The sequence below is a fragment of the Streptomyces sp. NPDC033178 genome, from assembly GCF_055577685.1.
Genome location: NZ_JBVIPT010000003.1, coordinates 323,765 through 338,213, shown reverse-complemented (window position 1 = coordinate 338,213; position 14,449 = coordinate 323,765). Strand labels below are relative to the sequence as shown.

The window sequence follows — 14,449 nt, the reverse complement described above, 5'->3', positions numbered from 1 at the left end:
CGCCGTGACCAGTGCCCGTTCCCTGCACGACACCTGGAGTTCGCCCGTCGCCCCTCTGATGTGGGGCAGTGCGAGAGAAAGGTGTCACCGTGCGAGACCCGCGAATGTCCGCGATCGGCAAGGGGCTGAGGCGCAGGGGAAGGCTGATGGCCCAGGCGGTGAGCCCGCCGCGCCGGAACCTCGACGCCATGCCCACGCCCAGGACCGACGGGGACTCGTACACCGCTCCGCCCGCCCCGCGGCTGGTGGACTCGCCGGTCTTCGTCCTCTCCTCCGTGCGCTCGGGCTCGACCCTGCTGAGGGTCCTGCTGAACAGCCACAGCAGGATCCGCGCCCCGCACGAGATGCATCTGCGCACCCTGCACATCAACCTGTCGCGCGACTTCACCGCCGAGGCCATGAAGGCGCTCGAACTCGACAAGGACGAGCTGGAGCACGTGCTGTGGGACCGGGTGCTGCACCTGGAACTCGCCCGCAGCGGCAAGGAGATCATCGTCGACAAGACCCCGCCGAACACCCTCATGTGGCCGCGCCTGCACCGATGTTGGCCCAACGCCCGCTACATCGTGCTGCTCCGCCACCCCGGCGCGGTCGTCGCCTCGCTCACCGACCGCCGCACCGACCCGGACCACGAACAGATCCGCGCCGAGGTCCTCGACTACAGCGAGAAACTGGACGAGGCCCGCCAAACCCTCGACGCCCACGTGATGACGTACGAGGACCTCACCGCCCACCCGGAGCGGACCACCCGCGGGGTGTGCGAGTACCTCGGTGTGCCCTGGGAGAGCGCGATGCTCGACTACGGCGCGAAGGACCACGGCGACTTCCGCCCGCAGCTCGGCGACTGGAGCCACACGATCAGGTCGGGCCGCATCCAGCAGGCCCGCCCGGCCGACCCCGCGGCCGAACTGCCGCCGCGCCTGGCCGAGTTGGCGAAGGCGTGGGGGTACTCGGTCGACTGACCGGGCACCCACTTGAGAGCCGCCTGGGGACCCTGTGGGGACTTCTCGGGCCCCTTGCGCGGGCGTCAGCCGGTGAAGCCCGCCATGACTGGAGAACGGGAGTTCTTGGGTCGAATGGGTGATCTTTGCGGGTGGTGCTCGTTGAGTGCCGTGACGGGATCTTCGGCTGGTGGGGGTGAACGGGTGGGCAAGCTGCGGGAGTTGGCGGCGTCCTTCGTGGTGCCCGGTCCGGCCGGAGTGGCTGTCCGGGACCGGCTGCGGGTGAGTGAGTCGGATGCGGGGGTGCGCCGCGTCGGTCGAGGCGCGGCTGGCCCGACCGCTGGGCGCCAAGGCCGACAAGCGGGCAGAGCTGGTGCGCGGCTATGCCTCGCGGGGTGAGTGGCATGCCAAGGCGCGCCGTCTGCAGACCTTGAAGGACCGACTGGCGGTGGTGGAGGCGGGCCGGGTGCGGGTGGTGCGCGGCGGCAAACGCCTCGCCCGCACCCGCCACGATGCGGCGAGCATCGCGGTCGGGCGACGCGCCCTCGGGCACCCGATCAGGCTGGGGCACCTCCCAGCGGTAGCTGGGGGAGGACGGCACCGCCCCACGACGACCGGAGTGATCGTCGTGGGCATCGGACCGTCCAGGCCCGACCGGAGATCCGGCTGCGTGAGGAAACCCGCCCCCACCTACCCGGACCACGCACCAGATGCGTGTCACCGGTGGTGGAGCGACAGCGGAGGACCAGCCTGCCCAACACCGTTCGGGGCAGCGCCACCGAGCAGCAGTCCTGGCAACAGGACTCACTAACGCTCAGTTTTCAGGAACGGTCCGGGAGTCGGCACGTCCACCAAGTCGGTATGGGCCAGTCAGACGGTCAGGGGACTGTCTGAAATCTGGGCGGCCTGGGGCGTCTGAGCTGACTGGGGCGCCGGCCCCACCTGTGCGGTCTGCGTTGTCTGGGTGCTCACGACGGACTCGGGCGCCGACGCGGGGACGTCCTGGTCCGAGCGCTGCTGCGGCAGCGACACGGGCCGTACCGCACGCGGTCCCGCGACCACCGTGTAGTCCTGCCCGAGGAACGGCGGGACCACGTCGCCGGGCTCCTCGCCGAGCGCCAGCCGCACCGCCGCCCAGGGGGCGTTGATGCCGCACTGCGAGAGCTGGTGCAGGCCGCCCGCCGGGCGGGTGTTCACGTCCATGAGGACCGGCTCGTCACCGAGCATCCGGAACTGAATGTTCGTCAGATAGTGCAGCCCGAACGACTCCGCGAGCAGCCGGGACGGCTCGATCCACTGGGGGTCGAGCGTGAAGCCGCGCCGCCGGCCGTTCTTGGTCCGGCCCACGGCCATCCGTACCCGTCCGTCCGGACCGGTCAGGCAGTCCACGGACACCTCCGGCTGCTCCAGACGCGGCATGACCAGCCAGTCCACCGGCTCGTCGGCCTGCTTCAGCGCCTCGACGACCATGTCCAGCGGCACGTACGGGCTGGGGAAGCCGTTGAGGTGCATCAGGGAGAAGGGGGTCCGCGTGATGATGCGGAAACCGACACCGCCCGCCCCGGAGGCCGGCTTGAAGCACGCCTTGTGGCCGTCGGCCTCCAGCGCGTCGACCGCCACGATCAGCTCGTCCGCGGTCCGCACCCGCCACCACGGCGGTGCCGGGATGCCGAGCTTCTCGACCGCCTCGTACGCGATCACCTTGTCCTGGAAGGTGTGCACGGCCTCCGCGGGCGGCGCCAGCAGCGCCGTACCGACCGCGGCGAACTCCTCGCGGTGCTCGACGAGGGTCGCCTGGTGCAGGACCGGCACGAACACGTCGATGGAGTGCCGGGCGCACTGGTCGAGCGCGTACTCGACGTACGCCGCCGGGGACAGCCCCTCCGGCTCCAGCGCGGCCACGTCGGCGGCGGCGAGGATGGGGGAGTCGGCGTCGCCGTGGGTCGCGTGGATCTCGACGGCCCGGCCGCACGGATTTCGCCGTAGCTGATCCATGAAGAACACGTTCTCCGCGTACGTGCGGTTGAGCCAGACGCGTACGCGAGAGACCATGCAGGCCGCCTTTCAGGGTTCGCGGGCACGGCGAAGCAAGCCGTGCCCGGCCAAGGAGTAAATGGGTACACAAAACCGCCGTTCGAAAACGGGAGTCCGTGGCGGTTGTGTAGGGCCGATCATAGGGCCTGCGCAGCGTGCTCGCTGCTACGTGCGTGTTACAGAATCCCCGGACGGGCCCGCCGGTGCTCCTGAGGCACGTCAGGCCCCCTGGACCCCGCTCCCCTTGACGGACTCCAGACCCTCCTTGATCTCCGCGAGCACGTCCGCCGCCTCGGCCCCGTCGATCACACGGTGGTCGAAGGTGAGACTCAGCGGCAGCACCGGAGCGACGACGACCCTCCCGGCACGGACCGCCGGGCGGTCGGCGGTCGCGCCGAGCCCGAGCGTGATCGTCGTCCCGCCGACGGAGTGGAACGCCTCCACGGGACGGTGGCCGAGCGAACTCACCGCGAACGTGCCGGTCGTCGACGCACGCCTGCGCAGCGGACGGGTCGCGGCACGGTAGGCGAGGGTGCGCAGCGGCCCCGGCAGTCGCTGGAGCGCGCGGACGCCGGCGAACTCCGGCATCGTCTCGGGGTCGCCGTCGCGGAAGTGGTCGACGCGCTCCTGGATCTCGGCGAGAGAGGCCCGCTCCAGGTCCGGCAGCACGGCCGACAGCACCACCCGGCGACCGCCCAGTGTGCGGTCGAGCGTGAACTTGCCGTGCACGCCGTCGTAGCGCGCGACCCTGGACCGCCCCCGCAGCGCGGCGTTCGCCTCGGGATGCGCGGCCAGCACCCGCGCGGCCACATGGAGCACGTACGTGACCGTGGAGATCCGGCGCCCCGACGCCTGCCCGGCACGGTGCTCCCGTACGTTGCCCATGTCGACGGACGTCCCGAGGAACACCGGCGCGAAGGACCGGATGCCGTCGAGGAAGGCCAGGGTGTGGCGGCGCTCGCGGGCGACCGGTGAGATCCTCACGAAGCCACCGCCAGCGTGTAGATCTCTTCCAGGCTGCCGGCCTCCAGAGCCTCCGCCAGAGGGAGCGCACGGCCGGTCGTACGCTCCAGGAGCGCGAGGAGCGAGAGCAGGTGCACCGAGTCCCAGCCGGGCACCCGGTCCAGCCCCGCGCCGACGTCCGCGCCGGTCACCGGCAGGCCCAGGTCGTCCTGGAGGAGGATGAGGAAGTCGTCGATGGAGTTCACGAGCCGTCGTCTCCCGGGATCTCGGTGAAGTGGACGTGCGGGGGCGGGGCGGGCAGGACCGCGAGGTCGTGCTCGTACGTCACGGTCGTGCCGTCGTTCCGGCAGGCGGCTGTCGTATGGGTGACTGTCGTGTGGGTGACCGTCGTGTTCTCGTCCGCGACCAGGGCGAAGCCGTTCCTCGGGTAGAAGTCCTTGACCTTGGTGTTCTTCGGTGTGGCCCGGTAGTTCGCGCGCACCGCACGGGCGCCGTGCGCGCGGGCGTGTCGCAGCACGGCACAGAGCGCGGTCTGCTCGATGCCTCGGGAGTACACCCGGCAGCTGAGCAGGAAGTTGTCGATGTGGACGGTGTCGCCGCGCCGGTGCGTGAACACCGCCCCGACGACGCCGTTGTCCCCGAAGCGGTCGGCGGCGCGGACGGCGAGGACACGCGCCGCCGGATCGTCGAGGAGGGCGCGCACCTCGGCGGGCCCGAGCCGCAGCGTCATCTGGTTGAACTGGTTGGTGCGCAGGCTCAGTTGGGAGAGCCGGGCCACCTCGGCGGGGCCGGCCTCGACGAGGTGGACCTCGACCCGCAGCTGCCGCAGGTACTCGTCCAGGGAGCCGAAGCTGTCGAGGAAGTCCTTGCGGACCAGCTCGTCGCGGTACTGGGCGACCCGCGTGACGTCCTCGCGGGTCAGCTCCGGGGCGTCGAACCAGCCGTCGCGCAGCAACGCCTCGATGTGCAGGGCCGGTTCGCCGTTCACGGGGACGACGGAGACCCCTGGCAGCTCGTGGCGGACGAGGCCGCACTCGTACGGGCTGTCGTCCACGAACACGAAGCTGTCCACGCCCAGGTTGAGGGCCTCGGCGAGCTCGGTGAGGTTGTCGTGCTTGGGCCGCCAGTTGGCGACGACCCGGACGAAGTCGTCCTCGCGCAGGAACATGCCGGGATGCCCGCGCAGGACCTCGCCGACCGGTTCGGGGTCGTTCTTGCTGACGGCGGCCAGCAGCACGCCCTGCGCGGCGAGTTGTCCGACGACTCGCTGGAACGCGTGATGGGCCCCGCCGCGGTGCGTGCCGTCGGGTCCGGTCTCGATGCCGTCCGGGCCGTCCTCGCTGAGGATCCCGCCCCACAGCGTGCCGTCCAGGTCCAGGACGAGGGCCTTCTTGCCCTGTCCGGCCCGATGCCGGGCCAGATGCCCGACCTCGCGGGCGTACGCGGCGAGCAGGGCGGGGGAGAGGTGCGTCCTGGTGTACTGGCTCAGCCGCGGCTCGATCACGGGCACGCCCTCGCCGGCCAGCGGGTCCAGGTCGAGGACTACGACCCGCTCGTGCTCCTCGGCCAGCCGCAGCAGTCGCGCGTTGGCCTCCCGCCACGCCGCCCCGAGCCGCGCCCGCGACCGGTGATCGACGAGCTGCGCCGTGAACCGCCTCGGCAGCGGCAGGGTGTTGAGGACGAGCGTCCCGCGCGCGGACTCCACGAACCGCGCGACCAGCCCCGCCAGCGTCCCGATCCGCTCCCGCGCGACCCGTTCCACGTCGTCGGGCCCCCAGGGCACGGGAACCTCGTCGAAGACCACCATCGGATCGAGCACACAGAGGGCCAGATCGGCCCGGTACAGCTCGCCGCCCGGGTCGGCGAGGTCGAAGACGTACGCGTCGAAGTCCGCGAGATGCGGCCGCAACAGCAGTCCGTGGCGGGCCAGTTCGACGGTCAGGGACGGCAGTAGGGGTGCCAGCGTGCCGTGCCCGGTGACGGCGACGGTCATGACCGGCACGGCCGGGTGCTCCGCCACCACCTCGTCCGGATCGAGGCGCGCCAACAGCTGCCCGGCCCGGGCGAGTTCGGCGTCCGAGGCCCCGCCGAGCAGCCGCCGAACGCCGGAATACTCACGAACGAGCCGCCCCTCACGGTGCAGCTCGACCAGCGTCGAAGGCCCGCTCCCCACCAGACGCTCGGAGCCGGATGCGCCTGTCATAGCTCTCCTCGGAGTCGGCGCCCCGTAGGGGGCGCGGGACGCTGACGTCTGCGGCTCCGCCGCGGAGCGCGAGCAACCGCAACCGACCCGCACCCAAGAGGCCGGCCGCAGCCACATCGTCGGCGAGCCCGCTAAAGCCGCTCTTGTACCGTGGAGGCGGCATGTGTTCTTGTGGTCCCATCCGGGCACGCCGAGGGGCGTCTCCGGTCCACGGAGGGGGCGAGGGTGACGACGGCTGACCGTCCGGGCCGGCTGCTGGCCATCAGCGACCTGCACATCGGATACGCCGAGAACCGCGCCCTCGTCGAGCGGATGCGCCCCGAGACCGACGACGACTGGCTGCTGGTGGCCGGCGACGTCGCGGAGACGGTGGCCGACATCCGCTGGGCCCTCGAAACGCTCGCCGGCCGCTTCCGCAAGGTGATCTGGGCACCCGGCAACCACGAGCTGTGGACCCACCCCAAGGACACCGTCACCCTGCGCGGCGTGGCCCGCTACGAACACCTCGTCGAGGTCTGCCGCGAGCTGGGAGTGACGACCCCGGAGGACCCGTACCCCGTGTGGGAGGGCCCGGGCGGGCCGGTCGCCGTCGCACCGCTCTTCCTCCTCTACGACTACTCGTTCCTGCCCGCGGGCTGCGCGACCAAGGAAGAGGGGCTCACGTACGCCCACGGGACCGGCGTCGTCTGCACGGACGAGCACTTCCTGCACCCCGACCCGTACCCGAGCCGTGAGGACTGGTGCCGGGCCCGGGTGACCGAGACCGAGCGCAGGCTCGCGGAGATCCCCGCCGACCTGCCGACGGTCCTGGTCAACCACTATCCGCTGGACCGCCACCCGACGGAGATCCTCTGGTACCCGGAGTTCGCCATGTGGTGCGGCACCCGGCTCACCGCGGACTGGCACCGCACCTACGGCGTCGCGGCCATGGTCTACGGCCACCTGCACATTCCCCGCACCACCTGGCTCGACGGCGTCCGCTTCGAAGAGGTGTCGGTGGGTTACCCCCGCGAGTGGCGCAAGCGCTCGGAACCGCCGGGCAAGCTGCGCCGCATTCTGCCGATGGAGGTCGGATCCGGTGATCGAGGAGCTGCTCCCGGAGTCGGTCGTGGCCGTGGAGGCACACGGTGACGAGCGGCCCGGCGGCACGACGCCGTACCCCGAGCTCTATCCCGAGGAACAGGCGCTGATCGCACGCGCCGTCGAGAAACGGCGCCGCGAGTTCACCGTCGTACGCGGCTGCGCCCGGCACGCCATGGAGAAGCTCGGCGTGCCCCCGCAGGCCGTGCTGCCCGGTGAGCGGGGAGCCCCGCAGTGGCCCGCCGGACTGATCGGCAGCATGACGCACTGCGAGGGCTACGCCGCGGCGGCGCTGGCCCGCGCCACCGACCTGGCCTCGCTCGGCATCGACGCCGAGCCCCATCTGCCGCTCCCGGACAACGTACTGGCGTCCGTGGCGCTGCCCGACGAGGACCGGCGGCTGCGCGGCCTGGCCGCGCAGCACCCCGGCGTCCACTGGGACCGGCTCCTGTTCAGCGCCAAGGAGTCGGTCTACAAGGCGTGGTTCCCCCTCACCGGGAAGTGGCTCGACTTCACCGAGGCGGACATCGAGGTCTTCATGGATCCCGGACACACCACGTCAGGTGCCCTCCGTGCCCGGCTCCTCGTGCCCGGGCCGGTGGTCGACGGCCAACGGATCGGATACTTCGACGGGCGCTGGACCGTACGCCGGGGACTCGTGGCAACCTCGGTGACCGTGCCGCACGCCCACGGCTGAGCGGTGCCGCACGCCCAGGGCTGAGCGCGCCCTCGGACGGCGGTCGGCGGCGGGCCGGGCCCGCCGCGACGGCCGCGGAACGAGGGCTCGTCCGACTCGTCCGGCTCATCCGACTCGCTCCGCCTCCGTCGAACGGCTGACGGCGGCTCATCACACCTCCGGGCACCAGGTGTGCAGCAGGCGGAAGAACGCCTCCTCGTTGCCCGTGAGCCCCGCCGCGGCCAGCGCGCGCTCCGCCTCCGCGAGGGCGGCGGGCGGCACGACAGGTGGTCGGCCCGTGCCGGGAGGGCCGTCCATGGCGGCCCGGACCGTCTGCAACAGGCGCAGATAGGCCTGCACGGCGGTGCGTTCGTGATCGGTCAGTACGGCGGTCGGCATCGGACGGCTCTCCCCGGTTCGGCTCGGCTGCAGCGCTTGTGGCGGTTCACTCGCCCCCGCACAGCGGTGGCGCTGGGTCCAGCTTGCCGTCCGCCACTGACAATGCCCTTTCGGTACGCGTCGGTTCGCCCGGTTAGCGGAGGGGAAACATCACGGAAATCCCTTGTCGGACAAGGGTCCTACGCTGGAAGCCAGGGCCTGGAGCCGTACTCCCGGCGGCCCGGTGAGGGGAGGCGAGCCCGTGGTCGACGTCCCGCGACAGCACCCGAGGACCACCGCGCGGCTGCGCCCGGTGGGCGACGGAGAGCTGCGGCTGCACCACCGCGTGGTGCACGGCTACCGCCGCGCCTACCGGATGGCGGGCGAGGGCCCGGCACTCGTCCTGATCCACGGCATCGGCGACTCCTCGGCGACCTGGGCCGAGCTCATCCCCGATCTCGCCCGCACCCACACGGTGATCGCCCCCGACCTGCTCGGCCACGGCGCCTCGGACAAGCCCCGGGCCGACTACTCGGTGGCCGCGTACGCCAACGGGCTGCGCGATCTGCTCTCCACCCTCGGCATCGAGCAGGCCACACTGATTGGGCACTCGCTCGGCGGCGGCGTCGCCATGCAGTTCGCATACCAGTTCCCAGAGCGCACCGAGCGGCTGATCCTCGTCAGTGCCGGCGGCGTGGGCCGCGAGGTGAACCCGGTCCTGCGGGCGGTCTCGCTGCCCGGCGCCGACCTGGCCCTGGCCGCGCTGCGGCTGCCCGGGATGCGGATCCAAGTGGGGCTGGTCGCCCATCTGATGAGGCTCCTCGACACCGACCTGGGCCAGGACGCGCCGGAGTTGCTGACCCTCGTGGACGCCCTGCCCGACGCGACCTCGCGCAGCGCGTTCATCCGTACGCTGCGGGCGGTGGTCGACTGGCGCGGCCAGGTCGTGACGATGCTCGACCGCTGCTACCTCACCCAGGGCATGCCGACGATGCTGATGTGGGGCGACCGCGACAGCGTGGTCCCCGTACGGCACGCGTACGGGGCGCACGAGGCGATGCCCGGCAGCCGCCTGGAGATCTTCGAGGGCGCCGGGCACTTCCCCTTCCACACCGACCCGGCCCGCTTCCTCGCCCTCGTCGAGGAGTTCACCGGCACCACCAGCCCCGCCGACTGGAGCCGCGAGCACTGGAGCGACCTCCTGCGCGCCGGCCGCCCGGGCACTACCGCGGGCAGGCCGGACACCGCCCGCAGCCGGGCGGTGGAGCGGGATCTGAGGGAGGCGAGCGAACGCAGCGCGACGTGACCGCCGCGCAGGCCCGCGCCTCTGGGGGGGCGTCGTCAGCCCTCCCGTGCCCCCGACGGCTCCGGTGCGCCCAGGACCGTGTCCCGCTCCTTGTCCGACAGCGGCGGATCGGCGAGGGGCGCCCGGCGGGGGCCCCGGAGCACCGCGATGACGACGGCGGGCTGGACCAGCGCGCTGAGGGGCTTGGACAGCGTCACCACGTCGAAGAACGCCTGGGTGACCAGCGGGCGGGCGGTCGCCGTGAGCATGAGGCGGTCGATGTAGCGGCCCAGGAGCTTGTCCGTGAAGCCCGGCTGCTCGCCTATCGCGCCGGGGTAGAGGATGTCCGTGCCGGTGGCCAGGTCCCAGGCGGTGGAGACCGGCCGGGCCACGGCGCGCTGCACACGCCGGGCGAGCCCGGGTGTGGCGATCCCGTACTCGGCCACGAGTTCGCGCATCGCCACGGCACCCTGCGCGGCCACCGACAGCCCGTGCCCGTACACCGGGTTGTACGTGGCGACCGAGTCCCCGATCGCGACGAAGCCCTCGGGCCAGTCCTTGACCTTCTCGAACAGGTGGCGGCGGTTCACGGTGCTGCGGGTGACGAAAACGTCCGAGAGGGGCTCGGCGTGGGCGATGAGTTCGCCCACGACCGGATGCCTGACCTCGCGGGCGAACGTCTCGAACTCCTCGGCGGAGCCGGTGGGCTGACCGCCCCGCGTGCCCGAAAGGGTCACCAGCCAGCGGCCGCCCTCGATCGGCACGATGGTAGTCGTCCGCCCGGGCACGGGCTGCCGCGCGTCCGACTGCACGTTCACCAGGGGATAGTCCTCGGTGCCCTCGGGCGCCCGGAAGATCCGGCTGGCGTACGCGAGTCCGGAGTCGACCTCCTCCATCGGAGCCGGGGGCACACCCAGCTCGTCGAGCCATTTGATGGCCCGCGAACCGCGCCCGGCGGCGTCCACGACGAGATCGGCCGCCAGGACGCTCTCCTCGCCCTCCTTCGTACGGACCCGCACACCGGTCACGCGCCGCGCGTCGCCCTCCAGACCCAGCAGCTCGGTGCGCGGCCGCACGGTGACGCGGGCGTTGCGGGCGACCCGCTCCCGCACCACCCAGTCGAGGAGGTCACGGCTGCAGGCGATCATGAACTGCATCTCGGGCCACCGGCGGAACCAGCCGCGCGGCTGCATGGAGACAAGACCCGTCGGCAGCGAGATGCGCCGGGCACGGGCGGCGAGCCACCCGTCGGTGACGCCGGGCAGCAGCTCCTCCATCGCGCGGGCACCGCCGGACCACACGACGTGGACGTGACGTGCCTGGGGGAGCCCCTTGCGCGGCTCGGGTCCGTCCGGCAGCGCATCGCGCTCGACGACGGTGACGTCCGCGTACGCGCTCAGCGCGGCGGCGGCCAGCATGCCGGCCATGCCACCGCCGATCACGACGGCACGTCTGGGGGCCGTTCCCGGCGCGGGGCTAGCTGGTTCGCTCATGGAAGTCGCTCTCTGACCTGGTCGCGTACTGCCCTCGGGCAGCCGCGACGACGGGGGACTGACGCAGCGCGATGGACATCCGCACGAGGTCGCGCGGTCCCTCGGTGGACATGGACGGAGAGGGGGCGGCGGGCGAGGGGGCGGGGCCTGGGGCGTCTGCCGCCTCGGCCGAGTCGATGACTCTGCCGTCCGGGTCGGCGGCCCGCGCCCGCACCGCCGCCGTCACCATCGCCGCGTCGGCCTCGGCCTGCGCCTGGGCGGGATCGGAGCCCGCCGCGAGCGCCGCGTCGTAGGCGCTTGCGCGCACCGCGGTGTCGAAGTAGGGATACAGGCTGAGCATGCCGTCGTGGATGTCCGACTCCCGCTGGGTGACCTGGAGTTCGGCCGGGGACCACCACGACATCCGTACCCCGTGGGCCGCGTGCGGCGAGAGCGGCTTCAGCTCGCGCCACAGCGGGCCGAGGCGGCGGTACGTGGACCAGGTGGACCAGGTGTCGCCGACCCGCTGGCAGGCCAGCGGGAAACAGAAGCCGATGGCGCTGATCTGCACCCCGGCGGAGGCGAGTACGGGCGCCGCGTCGGAGCTGAGGTAGTCGAGGTTCGCGCCGTTCCAGCGGGCGATCACCGCGGTGAACTTGGTGGTCAGATAGGCGATGTTGAACAGATAGCCGGCCACGATGATCATCAGGCCGGCCCGCAGCCACCCCTGCACCTGAAGTGCCCAGCGCCCGCACATGACGCTCATCGCGACACCCGAGACGGTCAGTGCCACGAGATAGAGCACGATCATCTCGCGGACGAACGGCTCGTTGGCGTAGTACGTGTCGAAGTCCACCAGCCGCTCCACCGGAGCGTCGCCGAGGACGAACAGCACGACCAGCGCCACGATCACGATGCTGTAGCCGATGATCCAGCGGCGCGACACCCGGCGGGTCGACTCCGGCGGCCCGCCACGCCAGTTGACGATCAGCACCAGACAGGCGGCGCTGAAGGCGCTCAACAGGCAGTAGACCAGCGGAGCCGAGACGTTCGTGATCCCGATGACGTCGTTGACCTCGCCGATGGTCGGCGGGGCCGCGAAGAAGAACACCAGCCCGGCCAACGCCATCAGCGTGCACACGGAGCGCAGCAGCGGGTCGCGCCAGGACCGCGACAGCGCGGGCGCCTTGACCAGGAGGGCGGCCGCCATGGCGACGGCGGGAATGTAGTAGCTGGACCCGTCCACGGTGTGCCGGCGCCCTCAGCCCTGCGGCCCGCGATAGCCCAGGGTGGCCTCGATCCGGCCGGCGAGACCGTCACGCCGTACGGGTCCGCGGAGCGGCGAACCCGCGAGCCACACACGGCACTTGCTCGCCAGCAACAACCCGAAACTCTCCGCGTCCTTCTCGTCCGCCAGGTCCGACCGCGTGCGGGCCGCCACCTTCAGGACGGTCGCCTGGAGATCGGCGTCGTCCGACAGCATGCGGGCGGCGACGGCCGCGCCCTCCACATGGTGGCTGCAGTGCCCGGCGTTCATGTGCCACAGCTCATGGCCGAGGATCACCAACTGGTGGTCGGGCGCGGTGCGTTCCTCGACGACCACGAGGTCCTGGTCCGCCATGTCGAGCCAGAGCCCGCTGGCGGTGCCCGGCGGGAACGCGGCCGTACGGAACTGCACCGGACGCCCGCGCCGTCTGCTCATGGCGTCGCACAGCGCGGCGTACAGATCGGCGGGCTCCGCCGGTGCCGGCAGTGAGAGCTCGTCGACCAACTCGCCGCACAGACGGCGCATGTCCTTTCCTATGCCCACAGAATCCCCCGGATCACGACTCGGGCCGCTTGACGCTCTCCAAGAGCATGTCCAGCCACTCGGCGACCTTGTCGCGGTGCTGGTCGGTGGGCAGCTGTGCGGCCCGCCAGGCGATGCCGCGGACCCCGTGGTCCTGCAGCAGCCGCTCCAGCGGATCGTCGGCGGCCGCCAGGGCCGCCGCGCGCTCCCGGTCGGCGAGCCGCTGGAGCAGCTCCTGCTCGGTGTGCTGGAGGGCGCCCGCGAGCGCCTCGGGGTCCTCCGCGGTGAGGAATCCGGCGTGCACCCGGAAGAATCGCTGGATGGCGTCGCAGTGCTCCATCGTGGGGCGCCGGTCGCCGTTGATGAGGGCACCCGCCTGCTGGCGCGACATACCTGCGCCGTCGGCGATCTCCTGCTGGGTGTAGCGGCGGCCGCCAGGCTTCAGCCGGGTGCGGCGCAACAGGTCGAGGCGTTGCAGGAACCGGGCCTGGAGATCGGGCTCGCCCGCGGGCCGCCCGTTGAGCAGGGATCTGACCACGACCTCGGGGACTCCGGAGGCCGCGGACAGCCGCCGGACGTCGAACACCTCGTCGTGCGGCGCACCGAGCCTGTCGGCCAGCCCGGTGACTCGGGACACGACGGCCGGCAGCAGACCCGTCGCCGTGGCGCCCGGAACCTCGAAGCCATCCGTCACCGACACTTCTCTCCTACGTCTCTGTCGACCGCTCTGGTGGAACCGGATCCCTCGGACGTGAAGCCCCTGTGGGAATTCCGGATGTGCGGAGTGAACCGCCCGAAGACCGGAGAGTAGCCCTTCGGTCGAACTCACATCCAGGTCTCGCCACAACTGTGGCGAGATTCAGCCGTCAACGGGCGTCAAATGCCACGATAGTTGACACCGCTCGGCCAGGGGTAGCAGGATCACGACGCCGCGATAGGGCCGCATAGGCAAGAGGGGTGGACCTCCCGATGGCATACCAGGCAGGAGGGTCCCGGCCACAGCCGCGACCAGCCCCCGAGAGTCGTGAGGCCCAGGCGTATCTCCAGGACTACGCCGCGCTTCTGGAGGCCGTCACCTTTCCCTCCGTCGTCGTCGACCACCGCTGGGACGTCGTCCTGGCGAACGGTGCGTTCGAGACACTTTTCCGCGGAGTCGGCCCGCATCCCACCGCCATGCCGGGGGACAACTTCCTCCGGTTCGTCCTGTTCCATCCGGACGCGGGCACGGTCCTCGGCGAGCACGAGTCGAGCTGGTGTCTGCCGATGCTGGCGCACTTCGCCGCCGCAGTCGAGCGGCACGGCCACGACCACGGACTCCAGTCGATCCTCCGGGACATCGCCCAGGACCCGATCATGGACGCCGCCTACCGGCACGGCCTGCCGCACTGGATCCGCTCGGTCGGTCCGGACGCCGTCGAGCACGACGGCGCGGTCCGGCCGTTACTGCATCCCGACCCGCGCTGGGGCCGTACGGACTGCCGCATCGTCGGGGAGACCACCAAGACCCTTCAGGGCATGGGCTACACGCGACTGACGCTGGTCCTGCGCGAGGCCCGCCGCCCGCCCGCGCGGCGCACGCGACGCGCGTCGAGTCATCTGAGCGTGGTGTACTCCGCGGAGGCGTAAGC

At 71.8% G+C, this 14,449-nt stretch carries 14 protein-coding genes and 1 pseudogene; 6 read left to right on the top strand and 9 right to left on the bottom strand.

Annotation, left to right across the window (positions count from 1 at the left end; genetic code table 11):
- Window positions 1–89: 89 nt before the first annotated feature.
- Together ACZ5VQ_RS08825 and ACZ5VQ_RS08820 are read left to right on the top strand one after the other, a co-directional pair.
- Window positions 90–962 carry a sulfotransferase family protein gene (locus ACZ5VQ_RS08825; protein WP_469104284.1) on the top strand — a complete coding sequence of 291 codons (873 nt, stop codon included), beginning with the start codon at window positions 90–92 and terminating at the stop codon, window positions 960–962.
- 481 nt (window positions 963–1,443) lie between these two features.
- Window positions 1,444–1,760, top strand: a pseudogene (locus tag ACZ5VQ_RS08820) (IS200/IS605 family accessory protein TnpB-related protein); the annotation flags it as partial.
- A 51-nt stretch (window positions 1,761–1,811) separates the two neighbouring features.
- Here ACZ5VQ_RS08820 and ACZ5VQ_RS08815 read toward each other — a convergent pair.
- The 4 genes from ACZ5VQ_RS08815 to ACZ5VQ_RS08800 all read right to left on the bottom strand — a co-directional run bounded on the left by ACZ5VQ_RS08815 (window position 1,812) and on the right by ACZ5VQ_RS08800 (window position 6,141).
- Window positions 1,812–2,993, bottom strand: coding sequence for an ATP-grasp domain-containing protein (locus ACZ5VQ_RS08815; RefSeq protein ID WP_469104283.1), 1,182 nt, complete (start codon window positions 2,991–2,993; stop codon window positions 1,812–1,814).
- 201 nt (window positions 2,994–3,194) lie between these two features.
- On the bottom strand, window positions 3,195–3,959 hold the full coding sequence (locus ACZ5VQ_RS08810) for a 2-oxo acid dehydrogenase subunit E2 (protein ID WP_469104282.1): 765 nt from the start codon (window positions 3,957–3,959) through the stop codon (window positions 3,195–3,197).
- Window positions 3,956–4,183, bottom strand: coding sequence for an acyl carrier protein (locus ACZ5VQ_RS08805; RefSeq protein WP_266752837.1), 228 nt, complete (start codon window positions 4,181–4,183; stop codon window positions 3,956–3,958). The genes ACZ5VQ_RS08810 and ACZ5VQ_RS08805 overlap by 4 nt, the downstream gene beginning before the upstream one ends.
- Window positions 4,180–6,141, bottom strand: a complete 1,962-nt coding sequence (locus ACZ5VQ_RS08800; protein ID WP_469104281.1) for an HAD-IIIC family phosphatase — start codon at window positions 6,139–6,141, stop codon at window positions 4,180–4,182. The genes ACZ5VQ_RS08805 and ACZ5VQ_RS08800 overlap by 4 nt, the downstream gene beginning before the upstream one ends.
- A gap of 225 nt (window positions 6,142–6,366) precedes the next feature.
- Here ACZ5VQ_RS08800 and ACZ5VQ_RS08795 point away from each other — a divergent pair, with 225 nt between their 5' ends.
- Window positions 6,367–7,272 (top strand): metallophosphoesterase family protein, encoded by a 906-nt coding sequence (locus ACZ5VQ_RS08795; RefSeq protein WP_469104280.1) that lies wholly within the window; start codon window positions 6,367–6,369, stop codon window positions 7,270–7,272.
- Window positions 7,220–7,918 carry a 4'-phosphopantetheinyl transferase family protein gene (locus tag ACZ5VQ_RS08790; RefSeq protein WP_469104279.1) on the top strand — a complete coding sequence of 233 codons (699 nt, stop codon included), beginning with the start codon at window positions 7,220–7,222 and terminating at the stop codon, window positions 7,916–7,918. Before ACZ5VQ_RS08795 ends, ACZ5VQ_RS08790 begins: the two co-directional genes overlap by 53 nt.
- 150 nt (window positions 7,919–8,068) lie before the next feature.
- On the opposite strand, the gene ACZ5VQ_RS08785 is transcribed toward ACZ5VQ_RS08790, so the two are convergent.
- Window positions 8,069–8,296 carry a hypothetical protein gene (locus ACZ5VQ_RS08785; RefSeq protein ID WP_055614757.1) on the bottom strand — a complete coding sequence of 76 codons (228 nt, stop codon included), beginning with the start codon at window positions 8,294–8,296 and terminating at the stop codon, window positions 8,069–8,071.
- A gap of 241 nt (window positions 8,297–8,537) precedes the next feature.
- Between ACZ5VQ_RS08785 and ACZ5VQ_RS08780 the strand changes: the two genes are divergently transcribed.
- Window positions 8,538–9,581 carry an alpha/beta fold hydrolase gene (locus ACZ5VQ_RS08780; RefSeq protein WP_469104278.1) on the top strand — a complete coding sequence of 348 codons (1,044 nt, stop codon included), beginning with the start codon at window positions 8,538–8,540 and terminating at the stop codon, window positions 9,579–9,581.
- A gap of 35 nt (window positions 9,582–9,616) precedes the next feature.
- Here ACZ5VQ_RS08780 and ACZ5VQ_RS08775 read toward each other — a convergent pair whose 3' ends face one another.
- Genes ACZ5VQ_RS08775 through ACZ5VQ_RS08760 form a run of 4 tightly spaced genes read right to left on the bottom strand, consistent with a single transcriptional unit; the run spans window position 9,617 to window position 13,515 of the window.
- A complete protein-coding gene (locus ACZ5VQ_RS08775; RefSeq protein WP_469104277.1) occupies window positions 9,617–11,053 on the bottom strand; it encodes an NAD(P)/FAD-dependent oxidoreductase in 1,437 nt (478 codons plus the stop codon).
- Complete coding sequence (locus ACZ5VQ_RS08770; protein ID WP_469104276.1) at window positions 11,037–12,278, bottom strand: MAB_1171c family putative transporter; 1,242 nt, start codon at window positions 12,276–12,278, stop codon at window positions 11,037–11,039. The genes ACZ5VQ_RS08775 and ACZ5VQ_RS08770 overlap by 17 nt, the downstream gene beginning before the upstream one ends.
- A gap of 15 nt (window positions 12,279–12,293) precedes the next feature.
- Window positions 12,294–12,824 carry a toxin-antitoxin system, toxin component gene (locus ACZ5VQ_RS08765; RefSeq protein ID WP_359711860.1) on the bottom strand — a complete coding sequence of 177 codons (531 nt, stop codon included), beginning with the start codon at window positions 12,822–12,824 and terminating at the stop codon, window positions 12,294–12,296.
- 31 nt (window positions 12,825–12,855) lie between these two features.
- A complete protein-coding gene (locus ACZ5VQ_RS08760) occupies window positions 12,856–13,515 on the bottom strand; it encodes a helix-turn-helix domain-containing protein (RefSeq protein WP_362081249.1) in 660 nt (219 codons plus the stop codon).
- Window positions 13,516–13,790: 275 nt separating this feature from the next.
- On the opposite strand from ACZ5VQ_RS08760, the gene ACZ5VQ_RS08755 reads away from it, so the two are divergent.
- Window positions 13,791–14,447: an MmyB family transcriptional regulator gene (locus ACZ5VQ_RS08755; RefSeq protein WP_469104275.1), complete on the top strand. Its 657-nt coding sequence runs from the start codon at window positions 13,791–13,793 to the stop codon at window positions 14,445–14,447.
- The last annotated feature ends 2 nt before the right edge of the window (window positions 14,448–14,449 follow it).